This is a genomic window from Bradyrhizobium sp. Ash2021 (assembly GCF_031202265.1).
Classification (GTDB): Bacteria; Pseudomonadota; Alphaproteobacteria; order Rhizobiales; family Xanthobacteraceae; genus Bradyrhizobium.
Genome location: NZ_CP100604.1, coordinates 7847987 through 7874641, shown reverse-complemented (window position 1 = coordinate 7874641; position 26655 = coordinate 7847987). Strand labels below are relative to the sequence as shown.

The window sequence follows — 26655 nt, the reverse complement described above, 5'->3', positions numbered from 1 at the left end:
GAGAAACAAGCAGGGTCGTTGCTCCGCTCAAGGAGGAAAGTCCGATGACGCTCGCACGCGGCAGTATCAGAGGTTACGAATACGATCGCATGGTGCTCTCGTTTTCCATGATGGACGGCGCGAGGGAAGTATCCTGCGCCGTCAGTGCCTCGGCGATGGATGATCTGGAACACGTCTCGCGCACCGCGCCGGAGCAACGCGAAGCGCAATTCCTGCGATTGCGCGACCAGATCGAGCAACGCGCGTCGCGCAAGTTCGTTGCGAGAGAGTTCGAGGGCAATCCAGCCGGCATCATCCTGCGCAGCATCGATTTTCGCGGCTGATCCGGCGACGGTTTCCGGCGTCAAAACCGACCGCCGGCGAACTGCTCACGCGTCACCTTCGCATCTCCCGCAAATTCTGCTTCGCTTCGGGATCACCCAGCGCCCCCGCCTTTTCGAACCATTGGCGGCCGACCTTGAGATCGCGTCGCACGCCGTCGCCCTCGTTGTAGATCGCGTCGGCGTCGTTCCTTGCCTCAATTGAAGCGCCCTTGTGCAAAATACAGCAATACCTGCGGAACCCTGCGTCTCCAGCGCCGTTGCCACCTGATCCCCAAGTGTAGCGGGATTGGCGACCAGCCGCAGTCAGCAGTCTGAAAAATGATTAACTCTCTCACGGCCGTGATACCACAGTGCGCGAGGCCCGTCTGGTGACGGCGCGACGCTGAGGCCCCCTTCATGATGGCTCTCGATCATTCCCGCATCCCGCCAATTGTGCTCGTCGTTGAAGACGAGATGCTGCTGCGTATGCGGGTGGTCGGTATGGTGGAAGACGCCGGCTACATTTCGGTCGAGGCCGTGGATGCGGACGAGGCCTTTGCCATCCTGCAGTCCAGGTCCGATATCGCGCTGCTGTTCACCGATATCCAGATGCCGGGCAGCATGAACGGGCTCGAGTTGGCGCACGCCGTCCACATGCGCTGGCCGCCGATCAAGATCATCCTGGCGTCCGGGCAGTTGCACCTATCTCGGAGCGATATCCCGCCTGACAGCCGCTTTTTCGGAAAACCGCTCAAGTCCGGCGAAATGATCGCCGAGATGCAGGATATGCTGGGCCATGCCTGAGGTCGGCGAGGGCAAAAAATCGCGAATATCGCTGCATTTCCTGGCCAGGCTGCTGGAATCATTACCCTAAAGAAATGTCCGGAACCGGACAGATGGTGGTATTTGTTGACGATGTTCAAAATCGACCATGATGAGGACGCCTCCGGCCTGGAGTCCGATCCGACGTCTCCCCAAGAGCTTTTGGTGGCAGAGAACGTCAGCCTCCGGTTGCTGCTGACGCAGGCGAAGCTCAGCGCCGAGACCCTGCTGGCCCAGGCCGGCATCGACGCCAAGGAACGCGAGGCGTCGGACAAGCTGCAAAAGCTGATCCTGGAAGAGCTTCACCATCGCATCAAGAACACGCTCGCAACGGTGAGCGCCATTGCATCGCAAAGCCTGCGCAATGCGCCGAGCACGCAGCATGCGCAAGCCGCGATCGAAGGCCGTCTGCTAGCGCTCGGCCGCGCCCACGATCTTCTGTTGCAGGCGCGCTGGACCGGCGCGGACTTGCGAACGATCGTTCGGGGCGCGACCGAACCTTTCGATAATCCGGATACGCCCAGATTTTCGATCGATGGGCCCGACGTCCAGATCGCTTCAGGCGCCGTCATTGCGATCGCAATGACCCTCAACGAGCTCTGCACCAACACCACGAAATTCGGCGCCCTGTCGGTGCCCGCAGGACATGTCGACATTAGCTGGGCAAAGGACGCCACGGCGTCGCGGCTGCACTTCGTCTGGAAGGAACAGGATGGTCCGGTGGTCGAGGCCCCGACCAGGCAGAGTTTTGGTACGCGTCTGATCGAGACGCTCGGCAGGCAACTGAAGGGCGACGTCAAGTTGACCTACGAATCGAGCGGATTTGTTTACTCACTCAATGTTCCTCTGGACTCTCTCGCATTGTGAGCGGGCTCGCGCATAATGACTTTGAGTCGAATCGGTGCCGGCGTTCGGGCCACCTCTCCCCGCTTGCGGACCGCAAGCGGGGAGAGGGAGAGTTGGTCAAGTTCTCTCAAAACGTCGGCGGCGTGCAGGCGCTGATCACTTCGCAGGGCTTTGCGCCGACGCAGCGGAAACGGTGTGGCCGGCGGCTTTCGAAATAATAGGCATCGCCGGGATCGAGGATGTGGCGCTCGTCGTCGACCGTCACCTCCAGCCGGCCGGAAACGACGACGCCGCCTTCCTCGCCCTCGTGAACCAGCGGCACCCGGCCGGTGTCGCTGCCGGGCTCGTAGCGCTCCTTCAGGATCTGCAAGGCGCGGCCGAACAGATTGTCGCCGACCTGGCGATACGAAATCGGCTTCTTGCCGATTTCGGTCAATTCGTCGGAGCGGTAAAACGCTTTCTGCTTCCGCTCCGGCTCGAGGGCGAAGAATTCGGCCAGTCCCATCGGAATGCCGTCGAGGATGCGCTTGAGCGCGCCGACGGAGGGATTCATCTGGTTGGATTCGATCAGCGAGATCGTCGAATTGGTCACGCCGGAGCGCTTTGCGAGTTCGCGCTGCGAGACCTTGTGACGCGCCCGAATGAATCGCAGCCGTCCACCGATATCGACGCTCATCGAGAAATCCCTGTTGCAGGTGTTGCGGATCGCGCAAATATGCACCTCACCCCTCAACAAGATCAATGGGTTGCGGCAGCGCAGAAAAGGGCTTGTTGCGGTCCCATTAGCGTGGTTCGGCTGCTTCAGTCAGCAATGGAGCGACGCCGTGACCCTTCATCAGATTCCGAACACCCTGCAAACCGATTCGTTCTGGATGCCGTTCACGGCCAACCGGCAGTTCAAGAAAGCGCCGCGTCTGTTCGCCTCGGCCGAGGGCATGCATTACACGACCGTCGACGGCCGGAAGGTGATCGATGGCTCGGCCGGCCTCTGGTGCGTCAATGCCGGCCACGGCCGCCGCCAGATCGCCGCCGCCGTCGAGCGGCAGCTGACGAACCTCGACTTCGCGCCCTCGTTCAACATGGGCCATCCGCTCGCCTTCGATTTCGCCGAGCGGCTCGCCGAGATCGCGCCAAAGGGCCTCGACCGCATCTTCTTCACCAATTCAGGCTCCGAGTCGGTCGATACTGCGCTGAAGATCGCGCTCGCCTATCACCGCGCCGCCGGGCAGCCGACCCGCACCCGCCTGATCGGCCGCGAGCGCGGCTATCACGGCGTCGGCTTCGGCGGCATGTCGGTCGGCGGCATGGTCGCCAACCGCCGCGCCTTCGCAACCCATTTGCCAGGCGTCGATCACATCCGCCACACCCATGACCTTAAGCGCAACGCCTTCGCCAAGGATCAGCCGGAGCATGGCGCCGAACTCGCCGACGACATCGAGCGGCTGGTGGCGCTGCATGGCGCCGAGACCATCGCTGCCGTGATCGTCGAGCCGGTGCCGGGCTCGACCGCCGTGCTGCCGCCGCCGAAAGGCTATCTGCAGCGCTTACGCGAACTGTGCGACAAGCACGGCATCCTCCTGATCTTCGACGAGGTCATCACCGGATTCGGCCGGCTCGGCGCGCCGTTCGCCGCCGATTTCTTCGGCGTCACGCCGGACCTGATGACGACTGCGAAGGGCATCACCAACGGCACCGTGCCTTGCGGCGCGGTGTTCGCGAGCCGCAAGATCCACGACGAGCTGATGAACGGTCCGGAAGGCGCGATCGAACTGTTCCACGGCTACACCTATTCGGCGCATCCGGTGGCTTGCGCCGCGGGTATTGCGACGCTCGATATCTACAAGGACGAGGGCCTGCTAACCCGCGGCGCCTCGCTGGCCGAATACTGGCGCGATGCCCTGCATTCGCTCAAGGGCCTTCCGAACGTCGTCGACATCCGCAATGTCGGCCTGATGGGAGCCGTCGAGGTCGCGCCGCGCAAGGACGGTGTGGGCGCGCGCGGCTATGACGTGATGGTCGACTGCTTCAATCGCGGCCTTTACCTGCGCATGAGCGGCGATTCCTTTGCGATGTCGCCGCCGCTGATCGTCGAGCGCAGCCATATCGACGAGATGGTCTCGATTCTCGGCGACGCCATCAAACGCGTGGCCTGATCCTTGCTCCAGCTGCGGTATCGAACATCGAGCGGCCGCGAGGCGATGCCGCAGCAGGAGCTTGAAGGATCGTGAAAGTTATCGTTCTCGGCAGCGGCGTCATCGGCGTCACCTCGGCCTATTATCTCGCCAGGGCGGGCCATGAGGTGACGGTGATCGACCGTCAGCCAAAACCTGCGCTCGAGACCAGCTTTGCCAATGCCGGCGAGGTATCGCCGGGCTATTCCTCGCCCTGGGCCGGTCCCGGCGTCCCGGTCAAGGCGGTCAAATGGCTGTTGATGAAGCACGGCCCGCTGGTGATCCGGCCGAAGCTCGATCCTGTGATGTGGATCTGGCTCTTGAAGATGCTGCGCAACTGCACCTCCGCGCGTTACGCCGTCAACAAGAGCCGGATGATTCCGATCGCCGAATACAGCCGCGACTGCCTGCGCGCGTTGCGCAGCGAGACCGGCATTCACTACGACGAGCGCGAGCGCGGCACGTTGCAATTGTTTCGCTATTCTGCGCAGCTCGACCACACCGCCGACGACGTCGCGGTGCTCAAGCAAAATGGCGTTCCGTTTGAGGTGCTGGATCGCGACGGCTGCGTCGCCGCGGAGCCGGCGCTCGCTGCGGTGAAGGACAAGATCGCCGGGGGCTTGCGGCTGCCGCAGGACGAGACCGGCGACTGCCACATGTTTACCCAGGCGCTCGCGGCTGAGGCTGAAAAGCTCGGTGTGCGCTTTATGTTCAATGTCGGGATCGAAGGGTTGAACGCCGACGCCATGCGCATCACCGGCGTTGTCACCTCGACTGGCGTGATGCAGGCCGATGCATATGTGCTGGCGCTCGGCAGCTGGTCGCCGCGGCTGGTCAGGCCGCTCGGCATTTCACTGCCGGTGCATCCCGTGAAGGGCTATTCGATCACGGTGCCGATCACGGATCCCGATGGCGCGCCGGTGTCGACGGTGATGGACGAAAGCTACAAGGTCGCGATCACGCGGCTCGGTGACCGCATCCGCGTCGGCGGTACCGCCGAAATCTCCGGCTATTCCGACAAGCTTTATGCGGCACGCCGCGCCACGCTCGACCATTCCCTGACCGATCTGTTCCCGCGCGGCGGCGATCTCAAGAAGGCGACGTTCTGGTGCGGCCTGCGCCCGATGACGCCCGACGGCCCGCCGGTGATCGGCGCGACGCGTTACAGCAATCTGCATCTCAACACCGGCCATGGCACGCTCGGCTGGACCATGGCCTGCGGGTCGGGGCGGGTGCTCGCTGATTTGCTGTCGGGGCGGAAGCCCGACATCGATACCAGCGAGCTTGCGATCAGCCGGTATGATCACAGGTTTGGGTGACGGGTCGGGACCGCATCGTCGTCATTACTGGCACCAGACCAAGGCGCGATTGGCGCACGGTCCAGGACGCGCCGGGCTACACGCGATTCAGTGCCTGCTCGTGAGCGTTCAGAGCCTTCTTCAATAGCGCCGGCAACGTCTTGGCATACACTTCAATGAACGTGGCGTCGCCGTTCGACTGAGGCTCGTACGCGGCTTGCGCGGCGACGCGTACGGCCTTGGCTTCGCACTTCGCGAAGAGATGCCAGAACCAATCCGGCTTCTCGTCCATCGCCTCTTTGTGCATCTTGATAACGGCGCCGCCTACGGCACCCATGGCGCTTACGACACCCGGGCTCATGGCGCTGATGGCGGCCGGGCTCATGATATCTTCGCGGGCGTCGGTCGCGGCTGCTCGTGCTTTGCCATGCTTCGCTTGGTTCGGCATGCTCGGCTCCCTTGATTTACCCTGCATAAAAGGAGCCTAGACCGCGAAGGTTGACGGCCTCTGAAGCGACAATCCTAAATTCATATTTTCGATTTCGTTCGAGTATATCTAAATTTTTTCATCTCGGCCTTCGCCTCGGCCGTAAGGCTGCGTTGCGTCCGCCTTCGCTCGCGAGCTTCGGCGGACAAGTCGTCGCTGGCGCGCATCGCGATGACGATGAAGCTTTCTATCGATTCCGCTTCACGCCCGGCTTGGCGCGGCCGGGTTGCGACGGTGATGTCGCCTTGCGACCGGCATCGGGCTGCACGCGAAGCCCATCGATGAACACATCCATCAGCCGCAGCACGGTCGACTGCCAGCCGGGCTGTTCGTGCATGTAGCACATGCCGATCAGGGCGCGCAGTACGTCTTCGGGGCTGATATCGGCACGGATCTCGCCGGCGGCGACGGCGCGATCGAGCAGGGTGCCGACCGCCTTGGTCAGGCGATCGAACGAATAGGCGTACAATTCCGAAGAACCCTGCACGACCAGCGCCAGCGCCGTGATCATCCCCTTCTTGGTGGCGACGAGTTCGACGTTGGATTTGAGCCAGCGACGCAAGGCGTCAACCGGTGAGGCGGCGCTCTTCAACTGTTCGGCCAGCTCACTGAGTTGCTCCACCTCGCGGCGATAGACCGCTTCGAACAGCGCCTCGCGTGTCGGAAAATGCCGGTAGAGCGTCCCGATGCCGACGCCGGCGCGCTTGGCCACCGCCTCGAGGCTGGCGTCCGGGCCGCCGGCGCTGAACACCGCCTTGGCGGCCTCCAGCACGCGTTCGCGATTACGCGTCGCGTCCGCGCGGGGCTTGCGAAGGGAATCTGCGGACGGACCGGCCATCAAAAAATAATCTCGATCACGATTTGGTTAGGCTCTGTCGGATCATGCGCCCATCGCGTTGTTTGAGCACGATCTTTTCGGAAAACCAATTGCCGTTTTCGCCGTTATCCCGGCGGCGTGCGTCTTGCTAAACGGAGGATGCCTCCGTATATGGCGATGAGCGCCAACTCCCGGCGCCAGACCTGAACAGGCTCGCCGGCCAATGCCGACGGGCAACGTTGCAGATTTGTCTCCAGCATCGTCGGAGCATTGCATGAATTTCCCCATCAGCCTTACCGTCAACGGCGTGCGGCGGGACATCGAACTTTCAGACCCGCGCGTTACGCTGCTCGACCTCTTGCGCGAGCGCCTTCAGCTCACCGGAACCAAGAAGGGCTGCGATCGCGGCCAATGCGGCGCGTGCACGGTGCTGGTCAACGGGCAGCGGATCAATTCGTGCATGGCGCTCGCGGTCAGCCACGATGGCGCCGAGGTGATGACGATCGAGGGCGTCGCGCGCGGTGATCAACTGCATCCGGTGCAGGCCGCGTTCATCGCCCATGACGGAATGCAATGCGGGTTCTGCACCCCCGGCCAGATCATGAGCGCGATCGGCCTGATCGAGGAAGGACAGGCCGGTGACGACCCCGAGCGCGTGCGCGAGGGCATGAGCGGAAATCTGTGCCGCTGCGGCGCCTATGCCGGGATCACCGACGCCGTGCTCGAGGCCCAGAAGGTTCTTGCAAATTCCGACCAGAGGCGCTCCGCATGAAAACCTTCGATTATTTCAGGCCCGCGACCGTCTCCGACGCCATCGCGGCCGCTGCCGAACCGGGCGCGGCCTATCTCGCCGCCGGCACCAATCTGCTCGACCTGATGAAGGGCGGCGTCAGCCGTCCGGATCGCCTTGTCGACGTTACCCGCCTGCCGGGGCTCGACCGCATCGAGCGGATGCCCGATGGCGGCGTTCGCATCGGCGCCATGGTCCGCAATGCCGACCTCGCGCATGATGTGGACTTTGCGCGGGCCTTTCCCGCGGTCGCCGAGGCGCTGTTGTCGGGCGCTTCCGCCCAGCTTCGCAACGCCGCGACCGTCGGCGGCAATCTGCTCCAGCGGACGCGATGCGGCTATTTCTACGACACGGCCAGCGCCTGCAACAAACGCGAACCCGGGGAAGGCTGCGCTGCCCGCGACGGCGAGAACAAACTGCACGCGGTGCTCGGCTGGAGCGCCTGCATTGCCACCCACCCGTCGGATTTCTGTGTGCCGCTGGTCGCGCTCGATGCCGTCGTGGAGATCGAGGGCAGGAGCGGAAGGCGCGAGATTGCGCTCGAGGCGTTTCATCGCCTGCCTGGCGACACGCCCGAGCGCGAAAGCGTGCTTGAGCCCGGCGATCTGATCGTCGCGCTGCGGCTGCCGTCCGAAGCTCGCGGGTTTTCGGCGCATGCGCGCTATCTGAAAGTCCGCGAACGCACGTCCTACGCCTTTGCCGTTGTATCAGCCGCCGCCTGCGTCAGGATCGAACATGGTACGATCCGCGAGGCCCGGCTCGCGCTTGGCGGTGTCGCTGCCAAACCATGGCGCGCCCGTGCGGCGGAGGAAATTCTGGCGGGCGTCCGTCCCGATCCCGCAATCTACCGCAAGGCGGCGAAGGCCGCGCTCGCGGATGCAAAGCCCTCCGGCGACAACGCGTTCAAGATCGAGCTCGCCGAGCGGATCATCGTGCGCGCCTTGATGCTCGCGGCGGCCGGAACGCCGCAGCGTCTTCCCGCCCTTCCGGCATCCCCTTTCTCGTCCGTTCCCGGAGTCCTTCATGACGCCTGAGATCATCAACCTTTCCCGTGATCCCGCCCACGTCAGGCACGGCTCGAATGTCGGTCAGCCGCTGACCCGTCGCGACGGCATCCTGAAGGTGAAAGGCGAGGCGCGCTACGCCGCCGATAATCATCCGCCTGGAATGCTCTACGCCGTCCTGGCGGTCAGCAGCATCGCCCGCGGCCGCGTCAGCTTTCTTGACGTGCCCGCGGCCAAGCGCCATCCCGGCGTGGTCGAGGTCATGACGCCGGCGAACCGGCCGCCGCTTGCGGAGAATCCGGACGCCAAGACCAATCCCTTCATGTTCCGGCTCGATCTCTTGCAGAACGACAAGGTGCGCTATGCCAACCAGTCGATCGCGGTGGTGATCGCGGAAACGCTGGAGGCCGCAACGGAAGGCGCCGCGCTGCTGGCGCCGCAATATGACGTGCTGCCGGCCCGCATTGGTCTCGATTCGAACGAAAGCTTTGTGCCGCCTGTCGTCGGCATCGGCAATCCGTCCGAGGTTCGCCGCGGCGATGTGGAAGCTGGCCTTGCGGCCGCATCGAAGCGCATCGAGGCGACCTATGAGACGCCGGCGCAGTATCATAATGCGATGGAGCCGCACGCGATCGTCGTGGCCTGGGACGGCGACAAGCTGTCGATCGAAACGCCAAGCCAGGGGCTGGCGATGGCGCAGGGACGGATCGCCGGGCTGTTCGGCATTTCGCCTGCGAATATCCATATCCGCAGCCCGTTTCTCGGCGGCGGCTTCGGCTCCAAGGGCTTTATCTCGGGACCGCAGCTTCTGGGCATCCTGGCGGCACGGTTGGTCGGCAGGCCGGTCAAGCTCGTGCTGCGCCGTGAGCAGATGTACGGTCCAGTCGGCTATCGCGCGCCGACGCGCCAGACCATGCGCATCGGCGTCGACGGCGACGGCATGCTCACCGCGATGGATCACCACGCCAAAACGGTGTCGAGCACGTTCGACGATTTCTTCGAGCCGGCGGCCGACGCTTCGCACACGCTGTATGCGAGCCCTGCGATTGCGACTTCGCATGAAGCGGTCCGCGTCGACACCGGGACGCCGCTGTTCATGCGGGCGCCGGGCGAGGCGACGGGATCGATCGTGCTGGAGAGCGCGATCGATGAAATGGCCTTTGCCTGCGGTATGGATCCGCTGGCGTTTCGCCTCAAGAACTACGCCGATGTCGAACCGATCTCGGGCAAGCCGTTTTCCTCGAAGGCGTTACGCCAGTGCTACGCGCAAGGCGCCGAACGCTTCGGCTGGGCAAAGCGACCGCTCGCCCCGCGCGCGATGCGGGACGAGGCGGGTCTGCTGGTCGGCTGGGGCATGGGTACTGCGACGTTTCCGGCGCTGATGTTCCAGGCCGAAGCGCGGGCCGTGGTGCGCAGCGACGGATCCGGCGTGATGGAGACGGGTGCCCACGACATGGGGCAGGGCGCCTGGACCGCGTTCGCCCAGATCGCGGCGGATGGGCTCGGCCTCGATCTCGAACAGGTCGAGTTCAAATCCGGCACGTCTGATCTGCCGGACGCAGGGATCGCCGGCGGCTCGGCCCATACCGCGACCGCCGGCACGGCGATCCACAATGCCGGCGCTGCCGTTATCGCCAAGCTCGCCGATCTCGCGATGGGCGACAAGCGCTCGCCGCTGTTCGGGGCCGGCAATGCCGGCGTGATCGCGCGTGGCGGCCGCTTGCACCGTCGCGACGACGAGACGCGGAGCGAGAGTTATGGCGATATCCTCGGGCGAGCCGGCCTCGCAGAGATCGAAGCCCGCGACAATAGCGCCGCCGACCCTGCGGCGCAGTCGAACTACGCCATGCACGCGCATGGCGCTGTGTTCGCCGAGGTCAAGGTCGATCCTGATTTGGGCCAGATCCGCGTCACCCGCATGGTCGGCGCTTTCGCCGCGGGCCGCGTCATCAATCCGCGCATGGTCCGCAGCCAGCTGTTCGGCGGCATGATCTGGGGCATGTCGTTTGCGCTGCACGAGCAGGCCGTGATGGACCCCCGCTCCGGCCGGATACTGAATGCGAACCTTGGCGAGTACCACATCCCCGTCAACGCCGACGTGCCGTCGCTCGACGTGCTCACGGTCGACGAGCACGATCCCCACGTCAACGCGCTCGGCATCAAGGGCGTCGGCGAGATCGGCATTACCGGCTCAGCCGGCGCCGTCGCCAACGCGGTCTGGCACGCGACGGGTGTGCGCGTCCGGCGTTTTCCGATCGGCATCGACGACCTCGTGATGGGGCTTACAGGCTGATCGTACATCCGTCATTGCGAGCGAAGCGAAGCAATCCATCTCGCCACCAGAAGAAAGAATGGATTGCTTCGTCGCTTCGCTCCTCGCAATGACGGTGTTTGAAACGCCTAGCCCGTGGGCGAAACGCAATTCACCCACAGCACCACGGCCTTGGCGTCATCGGCGGGATTTGAGAAACGGTGCGGGCGGCGGCTCGCGAAGCGAAAGCTGTCGCCGGTTTTCAGCGACCATGTCTCGGCGTCGACGGTCAGCGTCATCTCGCCTTCCAGCACGAGGCCGGCCTCCTCGCCGTCATGCGTATAGAGCTCATCGCCGGTGCTGCCGCCGGGCTCCATATGCACCAGAAACAGATTGAGGCGGTTCTCCGCGCCGGCCGGGCTCAGCAATTGTTTCGAGATGCCGGTGCGCCAGAGTTTCAGCTCGGCGCGCTGCGCCTCGCGCGTCACCACGCCGCCGGAAGCGCCGTCGTCGTCCGGTTTGGCGCCGAACAATGCGGCAATGCCGACGCCAAGCACATCGGCCAGCGTCGCCAATACACGCAGCGAAGGCGACGACAGGCCACGTTCGATCTGACTGACAAAGCCGATCGACAGATCGGTTCGCGCCACCACCGTCTCCAGCGATAATTGGCGCGCGCGGCGCAATTCGCGGATCCGGCGCCCGACCGCGAGATCCATCGCCGGCTCGGCTGCCTTGACGGATGCCTTCAGCTTTCTTGCCGGCTTGCCCGCGGCCTTCGCATGGGCCTTCCTTTGGGCCTTCCTTCGGGCCTTGCCAATTGCTTTGGGCGCCGGTTTGCGCATTCTCTTGCGGCCGCTCACGTCAATCCGCTTCCTTCATGTGCATGAAAATCGCTTGCAATGACTTTGGAAATGTGACCACAATTTCATATTAGTGAAAATAGGCCTGAACGGCCTTGTCCGCAACCTTCTCGTCGAGAAGCCTTCTCGTCGAGAATCGTGTGGGCGACCGCTCGGCCTTCCCTGGTACAGGAGGTAATGCGATGCCCCTCAAGCGACTCGTTCAGGCCGCTATCGCGGTTGTTGCCATTGCCGCCGGCGTGCCGGCCTCCGCGCAGCAGGTGTTAAAGGTGGGCTCGACGCCAACCGGCATTCCCTTCACCTTCCTCGATACCAAGACTAACAGCATCCAGGGCGTGATGGTCGATCTCATCACCGAGATCGGAAAGGACGCCGGCTTCACGGTGCAGATCGAGCCGATGCAGTTCTCGGCGCTGGTGCCGTCGCTGACGTCGAACAAGATCGACATCATCTCGGCCGCGATGTTCGCGACCGCCGCACGGAAAGAGGTGATCGATTTCTCCGAGCCGGTCTACACCTATGGCGAAGGTCTCGTGGTGCCGAAGACCGACGCCAAGAATTACGCCTCGCAGGAAGATCTGAAGGGCGAGACGGTCGGCGCCCAGGTCGGAACCGCCTTTGTCGATGCGCTGAAGAAGACGGGATTGTTCAGCGAAGTGAAGGTCTACGACACCATTCCCGACATCCTTCGCGACGTGAATGCGGGCCGCCTTAAGGCCGGCTTCGCGGATTATCCGATCCTGGCCTACAACCTCAAGCAGGGCGCTTTCGGCGAGGTGCGGCTGGTCGATTCCTACAAACCGGCCACGGTCGGCACGGTCGCGATCGGAATCCGCAAGAGCGATTCAGAATTGCTCGGCAAGATCAACGCCTCGCTCGCCAAGCTGAAGGCGAACGGCGCCCTCGACAAGATTCTCGACAAATGGGGCCTGAAGCCAAAGGCCGCCTGACGCAGGGTGCAGCCGTGATCTGAACCGATGCAAAAGTTCCTGAACGACGCCGCCGAGTTCCTGCCGATCCTGCTGCAGGGCGTCTGGCTGACGATCGTCGTCACCATCGGTTCGCTGCTGTTGTCGACATTTCTCGGATTGCTGTGGGCCTTGATGCGGGTTTCCGGCGTCCGTGCGCTCACGCTGCTGAGCGGCGGCCTGATCAATGTGATCCGCGGCATTCCGATCATCGTGCTGTTGTTCTACCTCTATTTCGTGATGCCCGATTTCGGTGTGGCGATGACCGCGCTGCAGGCATCGATCCTCGGACTCGGCATTGCCTATTCGGCCTACCAGGCCGAAAATTTCCGCGCCGGCATCGAGGCGATCGACAAGGGACAGATCGAGGCCGCGCAGACCATCGGCATGGGCTGGTGGCTGACCATGCGGCGTGTGGTGCTGCCGCAGGCGGTCAAAATCGTGCTGCCGCCCTACGGCAACATCATGATCATGCTCTTGAAGGACTCTTCGCAGGCCTCGACCATCACGGTCGCTGAACTCGCACTGCAGGGAAAATTGATTGCGTCCTCGACCTTCAAGAACACCTCTGTGTTCACGCTGGTCGCGCTGATGTATCTCACCATGAGCATTCCACTCATCCTGCTGGTTCGCCATTTCGAGAACAAGGCCAACCGCAAATGATCGAGCTTCGCGACGTCCACAAGCGATTTGGTGCGAACGAGGTGTTGAAGGGCATCACCGCCGCGGTCGAGAAAAGCGAAGTGGTCTGCATCATCGGCCCATCGGGCTCGGGCAAATCGACCATCCTGCGCTGTATCAATGGTCTGGAGAGTTACGAGGCCGGCGACATCCTGGTCGAGGGCGCGCGGGTCGACGCCCACTCGCCGTCGATCGTTGATATCAGGACCCAGGTATCGATGGTGTTCCAGCGCTTCAATCTGTTCCCGCACCGGACCGCGCTCGAAAACATCGTCGAAGGCCCGATCTATGTGAAGAAGGAGCCGCGTGCGGAAGCGCTGGAGCGTGGCCGCGATCTCCTGGCGCAGGTGGGCCTTGCCGGAAAGGCCGATGCCTATCCGCCGCAGCTTTCCGGCGGCCAGCAGCAGCGCGTCGCGATCGCGCGGGCGCTGGCGATGCAGCCGAAGGCGATTTTGTTCGACGAGCCGACCTCGGCGCTCGATCCGGAACTGGTCGGCGAAGTCTTGGGCGTGATGCGAAAGCTGGCCGATGACGGCATGACCATGGTCGTCGTCACCCACGAGATGGCCTTTGCCAAGGACGTCGCCGACCGCGTGCTCTTTATCGACGGTGGCGTCATCGTCGAGCAGGGCGCCGCCAAAACCGTGCTCAACCAACCCCAGCATGCGCGCACCCTGGACTTCTTGCGCCGCGTGCTGCATCCGCTCTAGATATCCGGTTGTCATCCATGAATGCGTCCGCCCGATTACCGCTGCCGCCAAGCCTTTACGCCGATACGGCGGTCGCGCCGATACCAACGCCGCCGCTTGATGCGGACAGGAACGTTTCGGTCGCGATCATCGGCGGTGGCTTTACCGGGCTCTCCACCGCGCTGCATCTGGCCGAGCAGGGCGTGCCGGCGACCGTGCTGGAAGCCCAGGAGCCGGGCTGGGGCGCGTCCGGCAACAATGGCGGTCAGGTCAATCCCGGCCTCAAGCATGATCCCGATCAGATCGAAGCCGATTTCGGCGCCGAACTCGGCCGCCGCATGATCGATTTCTCCTACGGCGCCACCAATTTCACGCTCGATTTGATCCGGCGCTACCAGATTCCGTGCGAGGCGCGGCAGAACGGCACGCTGCGCGCCGCCTATAATGCCGCAAGCGCCGCCGCGATCGAAGCCACCGCGAAACAATGCATCCGGCGCGGCATGCCGGTGACGCTGCTGGATGCTACGAAGATGCGCGAGATCACCGGCACCGACCGCTATCTCTGCGCCATGCTCGATGCTCGCGGCGGTGACCTGCATCCACTGAGTTATGCGCGCGGCCTGGCGCGCGCCGCGATCGCGGCGGGCGCTGCCGTCCATGGCGAAACGCCGGCGCTGTCCTTGTGCCGTGACGGCGCGCGCTGGCGGATCGAAACCCCGCGCGCGGTCGTGCATGCCGAAAAGGTGCTGCTGGCGACCAACGGCTTCACCGACAACCTTTGGCCGGCGCTCCGCCGCACCATCGTGCCGGTGTTTTCGTCGATCGCCGCGACCGCGCCGCTGTCAGATGACGTCGCGCGCGCGATCATGCCGACGCGCTCGGTTTTGTATGAAAGTGGTCACATCACGGTCTATTACCGCATCGATCAGCACAATCGCCTGCTGATGGGCGGCCGCGGGCCGATGCGCTGGATCCGTAAGCCTTCCGACGTTTCCTATTTCATCCGCTACGCAGAGCGGCTGTGGCCGCAACTGAAGGGCGTCACCTGGACGCATGGCTGGAACAGCCGGCTCGCGATCACCGCAGATCATTATCCGCACGTGCACGAGCCCGCGGAAAACCTCCTGATTTCGCTCGGCTGCAACGGCCGCGGCGTCGCGCTCTCGACCGCGATGGGCGCGCAGCTCGCGCGCCGCCTGATCGGCGGCGCGAATGCGGAGATCGACATGCCCGTGACCGGCATCAAGCCGATCGCGATGCATGCGTTCTGGCCGCTCGGCGTCACGGCCGCGGTGCTGGCGGGGCGGGTGAGGGACCGGCTGGGGATGTGAACCCTGTTCGGTTCCGATTGAATCAGAACCGAGGCTCCAGTCTGGTAACCGACGCTCAGATTTCCGGAAATCCGAGCAATCCATTGGTAGTTCCTGTCTGACCGCACGATCCTGGCAGGACAAAGGATTTGCAGACCGCGTTACTGACGGTGTAATCTGCTCGTCGCGTAGAAGTGACTCGATTGATAGACCATGACCCTCTCCGAGTTCGAAATTAAGCGCTGCGAGAAGCTGGTTTCTGAATTCATTTCAAAGCGGCGTCCGCCGCTGCATATTCGGGCCAAGCTCGACCTCGCATTCCGTATCCGCGCACAGAACATCGAGATATTCGAAGTTCGTCCTCACTGGAAAGAAAAGGATAAAACGGTCGAACAGTCCGTTGCCAAGGCGACCTACAATAGGACCAAAGGCAATTGGAAGATATTGTGGCAGCGTGCCGATCTAAAATGGCGCAGCTATCAGCCGAGTCCAAACGTTGCATCGGTCGAGGAATTTCTGAATATCGTTGATCGCGACGAACACGGCTGCTTTTTCGGCTAGCTGCAGATTATGTGTTCGTTCCGCCGCTCTTGGTCACGCATGGGATGATGTTTTGCGTTCTGTTGCGCGCAACAAGCGCCGGGGATGCAGCCCGTTGACGTGCCCCATGAACGGCGGATGGATCGAATAGCCGATCAGTTCGCGGGCGCGTTCCGGCAATTGCGCCGCGACGTCGGCGGGAACGGCGAGCGCCATGTTTTCCAGCTGCCGCACCCAGCCCGCGCAATATTGCGGCGTGATGATGAGGCGCGGCCGGTCCGAGCGATTTGCGCCGCCGCGGTGCCACAGCGTTCCCTTGGTGATCGCGAGCGAGCCTGATGGCATCACCATTTTGATCGCGTCGGGCCGCTCGCCTTTATCGCGATCGGCGCCCTTGCGGGCGAAATCCGACGGCTGCACCGCGCCCTCGACGATCTGTCCGTCCCACAAATGGCTCCCCGGAATGATCTCGGTGGCGCCGTTCACCTCGGTTGTGTCGTCGATCGCCCAGAACGTGCTGATCCCAAGCGCCGGCCGCGGCCGTGGCACCTTGGCGCCGTTGTCGTCGAAGTGCCAGGGCTGCACGGTCTCGCCCGGATGCAGATTGATCGCGAGCAGGGCGGACAAAAGGCAGCTCGGTCCCAGTTCCGCCTCGGCAAAGGCCAGCGCCAGCGGATGGATCGCGAGCTCCGCGAACACCGGAGACTTGGCCAACAGCGCATAGACCCGATTGGTCTTCTCGCCCTCGAAATCGTTGCGGCCCTTGAGATCGCGCGCCAGGAACGGCGCCAGTGCACAACGAATATCGGCGACCTTGGCCGGCGACAGCACGCGCTCGAAAATCAGATAGCCGCGACGATCGAATTCCTCGCGCCAGGATTCGAAGGTCCGGCCCTTGAGCCACGGGGATGCTTGCTCTGCTGCGCTCGTCATGGGCCTGCGCTCCCGGTCAATCAGATTTTGTTTATCGGCGTTTCCTCCACCATCTTACCGCCGCCGGTCGGCCCGACAAGCCGGGATCGGCGGCGGCAAATAAGACCGGACGGCGTCGTCAGTGAGCACATTCGCGGGAGAATGCCGCATGTCCGGAGCTATGGCCCAAAGTTGGTGACGGCGTGAATCGGGAAGGCGGCATATCGTGGGGGTGTTCAACGCCTCCACTTCTCCACCAAAGGAGCGATATGCCGTGTCTAAGGATACCGTCGTAAAACTGATTCAGCCAGGAACTTTCAGCGACCAACTCACCGACATTTTGCGCGATGGGGCGCGTGCCCTTCTCGCCCAGGCGGTGGAGGCCGAGGTCGCCGGGTTTCTTTCCAAGCATGCCGATTTGAAGACCGAGGATGGCCACCAACGCGTGGTGCGCCACGGTCATCTGCCCGAGCGCGAGGTGATGACGGGCATCGGCGCGGTCCCGGTGCGCCAGCCCCGCGTGCGCGATCGCGAGGCCGCAGCCGGCGATCCCCGCCGCATCCGCTTCTCGCCATCGATCTTGCCGCCCTATATGCGCCGCTCGAAGTCGATCGAGACGCTGCTACCGATCCTCTACCTGAAGGGCATCTCGACCGGCGATTTCTCGGACGCTCTGGCGGCCTTGCTCGGCAAGGATGCGCCCGGCCTCTCGGCCAGCGCCATCGGCCGCCTGAAGGACGGCTGGCAGGATGATCATGCCCAGTGGCGCAAGCGTGATTTGTCGGGCAAGCGCTACGTGTACGTCTGGGCGGACGGCATCCACCTCGAGGCGCGGCTGGAAGATGAAAAGCAGTGCATCCTGGTGCTGATCGGCGCGACGCCCGAGGGCAAGAAAGAGCTCGTCGGGTTCACCGATGGCGCTCGGGAAAGTGCGCAGGATTGGCGCGATCTGCTGCTGGATCTGAAGCGATGCGGGCTCGATGCCCGGCCCGAGCTGATGATCGCCGACGGCGCGCTCGGCTTCTGGAAAGCGGCCGGCGAGGTCTGGCCGAAAGCACGCGAGCAGCGCTGTTGGGTGCACAAGACGGCGAACGTGCTGGGCAAATTACCCAAGAGTGTGCAACCAAAGGCCAAGCGGGCGCTGCAGGAAATCTGGATGGCCGAGACCAAGGCCAATGCCGAAGTCGCCTTCGACGCCTTCATCGAAAGCTACACGCCGAAATACCAGAAGGCCGTCGATTGTCTGACGAAGGATCGCGACCTGCTGCTCGCCTTCTACGACTTCCCGGCCGAGCATTGGAAGCACCTGCGCACCACCAACCCGATTGAAAGCACTTTCGCGACCGTCCGCCACCGCACGATCCGATCGAAAGGCTGCCTCTCAAACAAGACCGCTCTCGCCATGGTATTCAAGCTGGTCGAAGGGGCGCAACGATCCTGGCGACGGCTCGACGGACATGCACACTTGCCAAAGATCATTCTCGGTGTGAAATTCACCGACGGGATCGAGGTCACCGCCAAGCTGGCCGCCCCTCAGCCCGCAACCGCCGCCGCCTGACTGATCAGGCCGTCACCAAAAATTGGCGATAGCTCCGCATGTCCGCAGCCGCAGGCTGTGCCTTTAGCGGGCTGTGTCCTTAGAAGGATTATAAATCTCCGACGCCTGCATGCGCGCGATGTACTTCTCGTAGAACCATTCTAATTTTTTCGACGATTTAGTTTCGTTCTAAACTTCGATGTTAGACAGATTCCAATTTCGAAAACCTCTTCGGTTTTCGGAAACGCTCCCGAGCGGTGCTAGCTACCTATCGTCGCGGGGTATCGACCCCGGCAGTCTGGGGGCCTCATGTCTTTGCGTCATTTCACGCCGCGATCCAATCCGTCAAAGGTTGCTCGAACGGGCTATCGAAACAGAGTGAGTCTGTTTGTGGCCGCGGGCGCGCTGTCGACCTTCACCGGCGGAGCGGCGCTTGCCGTCGATGGCGATGCCAACGACATTCTCCTGAAGAAAATGGAGAAGATGGAGCAGCGCATTCAGTCGCTCGAGGCGGAGCTGAAACAGAAGCAGGTCGTCAAGCACGAAGAGCCCGCCAAGCCTGCCCGAACATCGGCGCTGCAGGCAAATGCCAAGGATCCGAATAAGGATCCCAATAAGGATCCAATTAAGGATGCCGATAAGGACACCAGCAAGGGTGGCAATAAGGACGCCGGCAAGGGTGGCAATAAGGACGCCGGCAAGGATCCCAAGGCGACGGCCAGCCCCGCCGATGCAACCGATCTCCGCACCAAATCGACCGGCAAGGCGCTTCCTACGCCGGCTTCCTCCCCGGATCTTCCCATTCTCGGATTGGCGGCCTCGCCGGTAAACGGCCTCAGTATCGGTGCCTATGGCGAGATAAAATACGGCGCGATGCAAAATCCCGCCGCCAACGGCCAGTGGCAGAACGGCTTCGATGCCGCCCGGTTCGTGCTGCTGCCGACCTATGCGATCACCGACAACATCATCTTCAACGCCGAGATCGAATTCGAGCACGCCGGGTCAGGTTTCGACGCCGATGACAAGCTGCACGGAACGGCGGAAATCGAGCAGATCTGGATCGACTTCAAGATCATCGATCAGTTCAACTGGCGATCGCCGGGCATCGATCTGGTCCCGATCGGCTACATCAACCAGCATCATGAGCCGACCCAGTTTTACAGCGTCAATCGGCCGGAGCTTTACAACGGGCTGATTCCGTCGACGTTCAAGGCCGGCGCGAGCAGCGTTTACGGCACCATCGCGGACGGCTTGAGCTATCAGGTCCAGGTCAGCACCAGCCTGGAGGACTTTGGCGGCGACTTCGGGCTGCGGACCGATGCCAACACGGTGCCGCCGTTTCCGATCGGTTACGCGCCTGGCATTAGCGGTCTCGATGCACTTGCTTTCGCGGCTCCGGTCCGGGGTGGTTTTGCACAGCTCAGCGACGCGCTTGCCGTTGCCGGAAAACTTGATTTTGCGCCGGCGTTCGTTCCGGGGTTTGCCGGCAGCGTCAGCGGCTATTACAGCCCCAATGTCACGCCGCGCGGTGCCTATGCGGACACCGGGGCTTTGCTCGGCCGCAACAGTCTTGGCATCTTCGATGCCGAATTCCGTTACCGTGTCCCCACCAGCGGCCTCGAGCTGCGCGGCGAATATGTGCGGGTGAATTTCGGCCACCCCGAAAACCTTCGCGCCAACAACGACACCGATCCGATCAACAATGTCGGCAAGACGATGTATGGCTACTCCGGCGAAATCGCCTACCACGTTCCCTTGGGAACGATCCTGAACAGCGAGTGGGAGGCGGTGCCGTTCTATCGCTACACCTATGAGAACCTGCAGACCGCCGGGTTTGCCGGAACGGACGCGAATATGCCGACAGGTGCCGGGCAGCGGACCTTCCATACCGCGGGCGTTGCGGTGTTCCCATCACCCAAAGTGGTGCTCAAGGCGACGTATCAGAGGGTCGTCGACAAGAGTGTCGTCGGGGCGCTGTCGGATTCGTTTCTTGGCGGCATCGGCTTCTTTTTCTGATCCGGTCAGGTTCGATCAAGCCTGACGCCACAATGGAGGCAATTGAAAATATGACGAAATGGGCTCGGTATACCTTGCCGGCTGCGGCGATCGCGTCGATCGCATCTCCGGCCTATTCGATGCAGTACCTTTCGATCGCGGAAGCGCAAAAGCAGGCGTTTCCATCGGCGACCAATTTTTCGGAGGTCCAGGCGGGTCGGGTCTGGAAGGCGGAAGCCGGCGGACGCGCGGTCGGATTCTTCATTTTCGACCGCGTCGTCGGCAAGCATCTGCTGATCGATTATGCCGTCGCGCTGACGCCGGCGGGGGCCGTGCACAGCGTCGAGATCCTGCAGTATCGGGAATCCTACGGCGGCGAGATCCGGAGCGCCAGCTGGTTGGCGCAATTTGTCGGCAAAACCAGCGGCAGTCCGCTCAAGATCAACGGCGACATTCGCAACATTGCCGGCGCGACGCTGTCGTCCACCCATGTCACCGAAGGCGTCAAACGGGTATTGTCGGCCTATGGCAATCGATTGCGGTAACATTCGTCGCGCCAAGCCGCTGCTCGGCACGTTTGTGGAAATCCAGGCGTCGGGTGCGAGCAGGGCCGATGTGAATGCGGGCATCGAGGCCGCCTTCGAGGCGGTCGCGAAGGTGCATCGCTTGATGAGCTTTCACGAGCCGGACAGCGATGTCAGCCGGCTCAACCAATTTGCCTCCAGTCATCCCGTGAGTGTCGACCCCTGGACCTACGAGGTTTTGCGGATTGCGATCGATCTGCATTTCCGGTCGCGCGGCGCGTTCGACATTACAATTGCCCCGGTTCTCCAGGCGCTTGGGTTGCTTCCCGGACCGGACGAAGGATCGCGGGACGTCCCGCAAGCGCGAACCGCGCACCAGGTCGAGCTGCTGGGCGATAAAATGGTGCGCTTTTCCGGTCCCGGGATCGGAATCGATCTCGGCGGTATCGCCAAGGGTTTTGCGGTCGATCGCGCACTGGACGCCTTGCGCGGCTTCGGCATTGCCAACGGCCTGGTCAACGCCGGTGGCGACCTCGCGGCATTCGGCCCGGATCCGCAGGCGGTTTCGATTCGCAATCCGGTCGATCCGCAAAACTTCATGTGCGGCATTCGCATCAGGAATGAAGCGCTGGCGTCATCGGCGCGCCGGTTTGATCCCTTTCGATCGGATGAAACGACGAATTCGGCGATCATCGACCCGATCACGTCCGAGCCGGCCTGCGCGATTCAGGGAACGACGGTGCGCGCGCCAACCTGCGTCATCGCGGATGCGCTGACCAAAATCGTGATGATTGCCGGCACTTCCGCGGCCGATTTGCTTGAGCACTATCGCGCAGGCGCGCTATTGGTTCTGGCAGACGGCGACATCCAGATTTCCTCCGACCTGAAAGACCAGGTTTCCCTTGCGGCTTAATCCTCAATTTCGCTACGGCGTTTACGCCGCGGTCGCGGTACTTTTTTTGTCAGGGGGTGGCTGGTTTGCGGCCGATTGGCAAAAGGAGGGCGTGAACGGCGAAGCCTGGCAGCAGGTCGCGGTCTATCTGCTGATGCTGCACGGCGGCGCCGCCATGGTGACCCTGCTGCTGCTGGGCGCGCTCGTCCCCGTTCACGTGCTGCGCGCTTGGCGGCGCGGCCACAATCTCGTGATGGGGTCGGTGATGGTCGCGCTGAACGCGATCCTGATCGTGACGGCGTTCGGTCTTTACTATCTGGGATCCGAAGCCGTGCGGCCCTGGATGAGCTGGGTGCATCTGGCCTTCGGGGTTTTATTGCCGGCATTGCTGGCGCTGCACATTTTTCTGGGACGGCGCCAGCGGGCATGAGCGCCTCGCGCGAACGTTAGTGCTCCGCCACCGCGTCGCCCCAGGGCTGGACCGGCTCGGTGGCGCCGCTGTTGGTGGTGCCGTCGCGCAGCACCACGCTGGGACAGGCGAACTTCATCGGCATGGTCTGGGCGCGGGCTTCCTCGTAATCGAAGCGTGCGCGCAAGGCCTCGCGCATCAGTGTCGGCAGCCGCACATCGCCGATCACGATCGCGCCTTCGCTGGCATCGATGCGCGGCTGATGGATCGCGGCGTCGAGGTCCATGCCGTAATCCATCACAAAGGACAGGATCTGCGCCACCGCCGGCAGGATGCGCCGCCCGCCGGACGCGCCGACGGCGAGACGCCTGCCATCTGCGGCCTGCGCCAGCACCGGCGTGTAGTTGGTCAGGCAGCGTTTGCCGGGCGCCAGCGAATTCGGCGTACCCCGGGGTCGGATCGAACCACATGATGCCGTTGTTCATGGGCACGGCGGATTGCGGCAGCACGTATTTGGAGCCGAACAGCGACAGCAGGGTTTGCGTCACCGCCGCCATGTTGCCGTCGCGGTCGACCACCGAAAAATGCGTGGTGCAGGCTGGCGCCAGCGCCTCGGCGCCCAACGCGCGGCGGCCGTCGGCGTCGCCCATGTCTTTCAGGCGTTCGCGATAGGCCGTCTGCAGCGCCAGCGCGTAAGCGCTGTAGGCCGCGGCGTCCGGTCCGCTTCGTGCCGGCTGCAGGCTTTGCTGCAGCAGGCGCAGCGTATGCGAAAGCGTCGGTCCGCAGGTCAATTCCGGCGTCGCGTAGACCTTGCCGCCGCGGTAGGGAATGACCAGCGGTTCGCGCCCATGGGCGCGGAAGGACGCGAGGTCTTCGACCGACAGCGCGCCACCGCCGGCTCTCACGTCGGCCGAGATGCTGCGCGCCAGATCGCCTTCATAGAAGTCGCGCGGGCCCTGGGCTGCGAGATGCGCCATCGTTGCTTTCAATTTTTCTTGCGGCAGGCGCACTTCGGATTTGATGCCCCATTTCGCATCCGGCGGCAGCCCGTCGTGAAGATAGGCAGCGGCGCTGGCGGGATAACGCCGCAAGTCGGCGGCCGAACCGGCAATCATCAGCGTGGTCCACCAATCCACCAGCAGGCCTTCATCGGCGAGACCGACGCTCGGGCTCACCAATTCCTTCCAGGACAGTTTTGCGTGACGGCGATGCGCTTCTTCCATGCCAGCAACCACGCCGGGCACCGCGATCGAACCGGGACCATGAAGATTGCGGTCGTCCTTGACGCGCGGCCAGGGGAAGAGATCGGAGGCCGCACCGTCGCCGGTGAGCGGATAATCCGCGGTGCGAAGACTGTTCGGCGCGCGCATACCGTAATCGATCACCTCAAAGCGGTTTTCACGCGCGCGGTAGAGCACCATCGCCCCGCCGCCGCCGACGCCGCTCATCCAGGGCTCCAGCACGCCAAGCGCGAATGTGGTCGCGATCACGGCATCGACGCAATCGCCGCCGGCCGCCAGCACCGCGGCGCCGACTTCAGCGGCTTTCCGCGACTGCGCGGCGACGATGCCGCCTTTGGAGGTCACCGCAGGTTTGCGGATCTGCTGGGCGTTGGAGAAAAGGTCGTGCATGGTACGGGCTTTCGCTGGCTTGAAGATGGCGCGCGAAAACTAGGGAATCGACGCGGCCTCGTAAAGGCATTCGATGGGGCCGTGACGCAAGGGATTGCAGGTATGCAAGCTTTGCCAACCAAATCGTTACCGCGTTGCCCGAAACGTCCGGATATAAGCGCAGAAGCGATGTTTTCGGGAGCCTTGCTTGACCCAGGACGCCTTCATCCATCTGCCGCACCTTCGCGACCGGGTGACGCCGCCGGAGAAATCATTGCTGCGCCTTACGCCGGAGATGTTCGCGATGTGGGAAAAGCGCGCCCGCGCCGCGGGATTCCCGGCGAACTGGCGATTGTCGGATGAAATCATCGAAGAGTCGCGGCTTGCGCTGCTCGGCAACCACGGCAGCACCGACGATCTCTGGATCTACTCCTACGGATCGCTGATGTGGGACCCCGGTTTCCACTTCGCCGAAGTCCGGCTGGCCGACGTCGATGGCTATCAGCGCCGCTTCACCCTGAAGATCGATCTCGGCCGCGGTTCGCGGGAATACCCGGCACTGATGCTGTCGCTGGAAGCGCGAGCCGGGTGCTGCCGCGGATTGGCGTTCCGGATCGCGGCCGGTTCGGTGGCTGCGGAGTCGGCGATCCTGTGGCGGCGCGAGATGCTGCGGGGCGGCTATGCGCCGGCGATGGTGCCGATGGCGACGCCGCAGGGGCCGATCACGGCGCTCGCCTTTGTCGCGAACCCTTCGCATCCGAGCTATGTCGGCGAACTGCCGCTCGGCGAGACCGCGGCGATCATTGCCAGCGGCAAGGGCATTTTGGGCACCAATCGCGAATACCTCGCGCAACTGGCGACACAGTTGCAGGCGCTCGAGATCGAAGACCGCTATGTCGAGCAATTATATGGGCAGGTCAATGAGGGCGTGGGCGCCTGACGCCTCCCGAGCCCTGGTGGTGAAGGTGCCGTTATCGCGGTGCGAACCGGTAGCGGAAGGTGCAACTCGGGGCGCCCTGCATGATCGTCTGCTCGCGCGTAAGGCTGACCTCGCTGCCGCCCGTTGCCGCAATATCGAAGTCGGCTTCGCATATCAAGAGCGCGCCGAGTTCGGGTTCGCCCAATGCGCGGAAGAATTCGGCGAAACGGCAGCGCGTCACGTCGATATCCAGCGCCTCGTTGTCGTGGCGCAGAATCTCGACCTCGACATCCCGGCCGGAGATCTCGCCGAATACGGCCTGGATGGCCGCCCATTTCTTCCGCGGGCTGCCCGCGATGCCGTCGCCGATGGCGGCGAACAGCTGCTTCGACCAGTCGCGCAAGGCTTGCTTGACGATGGCGTCAGCCTTGTCCTTTCCCAGTTCCGAACGCAACGCCCGCAACACCGGCACCAGGACCTGGGCCTGGATCCGCGTCTTGTCGAGCAGCGACAGATTGGGATCGACGAGATAGTCGTCGAGTACGCTCATCGCCATTGCCTCCCGGAGCCGGTTATTCCCGCATTTCGGTCATGAAAACCTTTTGCGCGATTTGCCAGCTTCCATCGATCTTCAGCAGCGACAATTGATCGGTGAAGAAGCGCGGCGGGATCGCGCATTTGAGCTTCACATAGGCCATGGTCGGACTGACGAGGTCGATGGTCAGCACCTGATCGTGGCGGGGTAGGCCCTGCTGCTTCGGCGACGGCCTCGCGCGAACCTTGTCCAGCCAGATGTCACGGGGGGTGATCACCAGTTCGCCGTCGTCGGTGACGCTGGTCAGGGCGCTGGTCGGATGAAATACGCTGGCGATCTTGCCGGCGTCGCTCTCGTAAAGTCCATCGAGATAGGACTGGATCACGCCTTCGATGATCTTGACGTCGTCGGTGCCGGTCATGGAGCGGTCCTCCAAGGTTGATCGCTTGCGACGCAGACCATCGCGTTCGAAATGCGCAATGCGGCGTCGCAAGCACCGATATCGTGGGCTTCGAGCAAGGCGCAAACGATTTAAATTGAACGATTGACCCAGAAAATCTGATGCATGACACTCCGCCGATCAGGGCCGAGAAAATTCCGGGAGCGACATGAGCCATCGACTGCCACCCCTCAATGGTTTGCGTTCGTTCGAGGCGGCGGCTCGCCATCTCAGCTTCACCCGCGCCGCCGACGAGCTCTGTGTAACGCCGGGGGCCGTGAGCCAGCAGGTGAAATCGCTCGAGGGCGCGCTCGGGATCGCGCTGTTTCGACGTCTGCCGCGCAGCCTGGTCCTGACCGACGCGGGCGAGGCCTATCTGCCCGCCATCATTTCCGCGTTCGACATTATTTCAAAGGCGACGGAATCGGCCGCGCCGGCATTACGGGGGCGAACGCTGCGTTTGGGCATCGCGCCGCACATCGCGCGAACGGCCGTCTCGACGGTGCGCAAGCTTCGTCAGGCCGCAACGGTCAAGGAAGCGGTGAAGTTGAGACTAACCGACGATCTGGCCGAGCTGCTGAATGGCAAACTGGATGCCATGCTTCGCGTGTCCGGCGGCTCCCACCCCGGTCTTCATATCGATCGCCTTGTTTTGGCCGGTGTCGGTGGGTCGGAAACGCCCGTCGTGCTGTTGACGCATCCCGGCCTTGCCGGGTGTAGCGAACATCGCAGGCTCTTGAGGCGGTTGAAGGAAATGGCGTAACCGTCACCGGCGACCGATGACGGCGCTTTGGGTCAGGGTTGGTTGCAGTGCAGCGGAACGTAATCCATGCCGCGCCGTCAGATCCCGAAGGCCCAGACCGCGATGATGGTCCCGAGCACCGCGAGGCCGGAAATCGTCCAGCCGGTCGCGTAAACCGCATCATCCGTTTCGGGCCTGTCCACCATACTATCGTGCCAGTGGGTCATCACAGCCTCCTGGAGTTCCCCTCTTAGCTAGGTCTCCGCCATCGGCAAAAGGTTCAAATGCTCTCTTTGCGATAA

The 26655-nt window shown here is 63.1% G+C and carries 28 protein-coding genes and 1 pseudogene; 20 read left to right on the top strand and 9 right to left on the bottom strand.

Annotated elements, in window-relative coordinates; translation table 11 throughout:
- Positions 1-44: 44 nt before the first annotated feature.
- From NL528_RS37945 to NL528_RS37935, 3 genes are all read left to right on the top strand, one after another.
- On the top strand, positions 45-323 hold the full coding sequence (locus NL528_RS37945; protein ID WP_309179456.1) for a DUF1488 family protein: 279 nt from the start codon (positions 45-47) through the stop codon (positions 321-323).
- Positions 324-719: 396 nt separating this feature from the next.
- On the top strand, positions 720-1106 hold the full coding sequence (locus tag NL528_RS37940) for a response regulator (RefSeq protein ID WP_309179455.1): 387 nt from the start codon (positions 720-722) through the stop codon (positions 1104-1106).
- 111 nt (positions 1107-1217) lie between these two features.
- Positions 1218-1991: a sensor histidine kinase gene (locus tag NL528_RS37935; RefSeq protein ID WP_309185176.1), complete on the top strand. Its 774-nt coding sequence runs from the start codon at positions 1218-1220 to the stop codon at positions 1989-1991.
- Between the two features lie 106 nt (positions 1992-2097).
- Here NL528_RS37935 and NL528_RS37930 read toward each other — a convergent pair whose 3' ends face one another.
- A complete protein-coding gene (locus tag NL528_RS37930) occupies positions 2098-2646 on the bottom strand; it encodes a cupin domain-containing protein (RefSeq protein WP_074278142.1) in 549 nt (182 codons plus the stop codon).
- A gap of 148 nt (positions 2647-2794) precedes the next feature.
- Between NL528_RS37930 and NL528_RS37925 the strand changes: the two genes are divergently transcribed.
- Together NL528_RS37925 and NL528_RS37920 are read left to right on the top strand one after the other, a co-directional pair.
- Positions 2795-4123, top strand: coding sequence for an aspartate aminotransferase family protein (locus tag NL528_RS37925; RefSeq protein WP_309179454.1), 1329 nt, complete (start codon positions 2795-2797; stop codon positions 4121-4123).
- A gap of 71 nt (positions 4124-4194) precedes the next feature.
- Entirely contained in the window at positions 4195-5460 is a 1266-nt protein-coding gene (locus NL528_RS37920) for a D-amino acid dehydrogenase (protein WP_309179453.1), read from the top strand.
- 76 nt (positions 5461-5536) lie between these two features.
- Here NL528_RS37920 and NL528_RS37915 read toward each other — a convergent pair whose 3' ends face one another.
- Positions 5537-5887, bottom strand: coding sequence for a hypothetical protein (locus tag NL528_RS37915; protein WP_309179452.1), 351 nt, complete (start codon positions 5885-5887; stop codon positions 5537-5539).
- Positions 5888-6113: 226 nt separating this feature from the next.
- Positions 6114-6764 carry a TetR/AcrR family transcriptional regulator gene (locus NL528_RS37910; RefSeq protein ID WP_309179451.1) on the bottom strand — a complete coding sequence of 217 codons (651 nt, stop codon included), beginning with the start codon at positions 6762-6764 and terminating at the stop codon, positions 6114-6116.
- A gap of 253 nt (positions 6765-7017) precedes the next feature.
- Here NL528_RS37910 and NL528_RS37905 point away from each other — a divergent pair, with 253 nt between their 5' ends.
- Genes NL528_RS37905 through NL528_RS37895 form a run of 3 tightly spaced genes read left to right on the top strand, consistent with a single transcriptional unit; the run spans position 7018 to position 10830 of the window.
- A complete protein-coding gene (locus tag NL528_RS37905) occupies positions 7018-7515 on the top strand; it encodes a 2Fe-2S iron-sulfur cluster-binding protein (RefSeq protein WP_309179450.1) in 498 nt (165 codons plus the stop codon).
- Complete coding sequence (locus tag NL528_RS37900) at positions 7512-8567, top strand: xanthine dehydrogenase family protein subunit M (RefSeq protein WP_309179449.1); 1056 nt, start codon at positions 7512-7514, stop codon at positions 8565-8567. Before NL528_RS37905 ends, NL528_RS37900 begins: the two co-directional genes overlap by 4 nt.
- Positions 8557-10830, top strand: a complete 2274-nt coding sequence (locus NL528_RS37895; RefSeq protein ID WP_309179448.1) for a xanthine dehydrogenase family protein molybdopterin-binding subunit — start codon at positions 8557-8559, stop codon at positions 10828-10830. The genes NL528_RS37900 and NL528_RS37895 overlap by 11 nt, the downstream gene beginning before the upstream one ends.
- Before the next feature lie 107 nt (positions 10831-10937).
- On the opposite strand, the gene NL528_RS37890 is transcribed toward NL528_RS37895, so the two are convergent.
- Positions 10938-11651: a helix-turn-helix domain-containing protein gene (locus NL528_RS37890; RefSeq protein ID WP_375143932.1), complete on the bottom strand. Its 714-nt coding sequence runs from the start codon at positions 11649-11651 to the stop codon at positions 10938-10940.
- A 182-nt stretch (positions 11652-11833) separates the two neighbouring features.
- Between NL528_RS37890 and NL528_RS37885 the strand changes: the two genes are divergently transcribed.
- The 5 genes from NL528_RS37885 (at position 11834) to NL528_RS37865 (ending at position 15860) form a co-directional block, all read left to right on the top strand.
- On the top strand, positions 11834-12601 hold the full coding sequence (locus NL528_RS37885; RefSeq protein WP_309179447.1) for an ABC transporter substrate-binding protein: 768 nt from the start codon (positions 11834-11836) through the stop codon (positions 12599-12601).
- 27 nt (positions 12602-12628) lie between these two features.
- Complete coding sequence (locus tag NL528_RS37880; RefSeq protein ID WP_309179446.1) at positions 12629-13282, top strand: amino acid ABC transporter permease; 654 nt, start codon at positions 12629-12631, stop codon at positions 13280-13282.
- Positions 13279-14010, top strand: a complete 732-nt coding sequence (locus NL528_RS37875; RefSeq protein ID WP_309179445.1) for an amino acid ABC transporter ATP-binding protein — start codon at positions 13279-13281, stop codon at positions 14008-14010. Before NL528_RS37880 ends, NL528_RS37875 begins: the two co-directional genes overlap by 4 nt.
- Positions 14011-14027: 17 nt before the next feature.
- Complete coding sequence (locus NL528_RS37870; RefSeq protein ID WP_309179444.1) at positions 14028-15320, top strand: FAD-binding oxidoreductase; 1293 nt, start codon at positions 14028-14030, stop codon at positions 15318-15320.
- A gap of 192 nt (positions 15321-15512) precedes the next feature.
- Positions 15513-15860, top strand: a complete 348-nt coding sequence (locus NL528_RS37865) for a DUF3024 domain-containing protein (RefSeq protein WP_309179443.1) — start codon at positions 15513-15515, stop codon at positions 15858-15860.
- Positions 15861-15893: 33 nt separating this feature from the next.
- On the opposite strand, the gene NL528_RS37860 is transcribed toward NL528_RS37865, so the two are convergent.
- Positions 15894-16772 (bottom strand): phytanoyl-CoA dioxygenase family protein, encoded by an 879-nt coding sequence (locus tag NL528_RS37860; RefSeq protein ID WP_309179442.1) that lies wholly within the window; start codon positions 16770-16772, stop codon positions 15894-15896.
- A 253-nt stretch (positions 16773-17025) separates the two neighbouring features.
- Here NL528_RS37860 and NL528_RS37855 point away from each other — a divergent pair, with 253 nt between their 5' ends.
- The 5 genes from NL528_RS37855 to NL528_RS37835 all read left to right on the top strand — a co-directional run bounded on the left by NL528_RS37855 (position 17026) and on the right by NL528_RS37835 (position 22129).
- Positions 17026-18309: an IS256 family transposase gene (locus tag NL528_RS37855; protein ID WP_309176722.1), complete on the top strand. Its 1284-nt coding sequence runs from the start codon at positions 17026-17028 to the stop codon at positions 18307-18309.
- A gap of 357 nt (positions 18310-18666) precedes the next feature.
- Positions 18667-20304: a hypothetical protein gene (locus NL528_RS37850; protein WP_309179441.1), complete on the top strand. Its 1638-nt coding sequence runs from the start codon at positions 18667-18669 to the stop codon at positions 20302-20304.
- Positions 20305-20354: 50 nt separating this feature from the next.
- Positions 20355-20828: an FMN-binding protein gene (locus tag NL528_RS37845; protein ID WP_309179440.1), complete on the top strand. Its 474-nt coding sequence runs from the start codon at positions 20355-20357 to the stop codon at positions 20826-20828.
- A complete protein-coding gene (locus tag NL528_RS37840; protein WP_309179439.1) occupies positions 20809-21720 on the top strand; it encodes an FAD:protein FMN transferase in 912 nt (303 codons plus the stop codon). Before NL528_RS37845 ends, NL528_RS37840 begins: the two co-directional genes overlap by 20 nt.
- A gap of 91 nt (positions 21721-21811) precedes the next feature.
- Positions 21812-22129 carry a hypothetical protein gene (locus tag NL528_RS37835; protein ID WP_309179438.1) on the top strand — a complete coding sequence of 106 codons (318 nt, stop codon included), beginning with the start codon at positions 21812-21814 and terminating at the stop codon, positions 22127-22129.
- A 16-nt stretch (positions 22130-22145) separates the two neighbouring features.
- Here the strand turns inward: NL528_RS37835 and NL528_RS37830 are convergent.
- A pseudogene (locus NL528_RS37830) lies at positions 22146-23739 on the bottom strand (gamma-glutamyltransferase).
- A gap of 187 nt (positions 23740-23926) precedes the next feature.
- Between NL528_RS37830 and NL528_RS37825 the strand changes: the two are divergent.
- On the top strand, positions 23927-24658 hold the full coding sequence (locus NL528_RS37825) for a gamma-glutamylcyclotransferase (protein ID WP_309179437.1): 732 nt from the start codon (positions 23927-23929) through the stop codon (positions 24656-24658).
- A 31-nt stretch (positions 24659-24689) separates the two neighbouring features.
- Here the strand turns inward: NL528_RS37825 and NL528_RS37820 are convergent, their stop codons facing one another.
- Complete coding sequence (locus NL528_RS37820) at positions 24690-25187, bottom strand: L-2-amino-thiazoline-4-carboxylic acid hydrolase (protein ID WP_309179436.1); 498 nt, start codon at positions 25185-25187, stop codon at positions 24690-24692.
- A gap of 22 nt (positions 25188-25209) precedes the next feature.
- Positions 25210-25593: a nuclear transport factor 2 family protein gene (locus NL528_RS37815; RefSeq protein ID WP_309179435.1), complete on the bottom strand. Its 384-nt coding sequence runs from the start codon at positions 25591-25593 to the stop codon at positions 25210-25212.
- Positions 25594-25810: 217 nt separating this feature from the next.
- Here NL528_RS37815 and NL528_RS37810 point away from each other — a divergent pair, with 217 nt between their 5' ends.
- On the top strand, positions 25811-26374 hold the full coding sequence (locus NL528_RS37810; RefSeq protein WP_309179434.1) for a LysR family transcriptional regulator: 564 nt from the start codon (positions 25811-25813) through the stop codon (positions 26372-26374).
- Positions 26375-26451: 77 nt separating this feature from the next.
- Here the strand turns inward: NL528_RS37810 and NL528_RS37805 are convergent, their stop codons facing one another.
- A complete protein-coding gene (locus NL528_RS37805; RefSeq protein WP_309179433.1) occupies positions 26452-26580 on the bottom strand; it encodes a hypothetical protein in 129 nt (42 codons plus the stop codon).
- Positions 26581-26655: the final 75 nt, after the last annotated feature.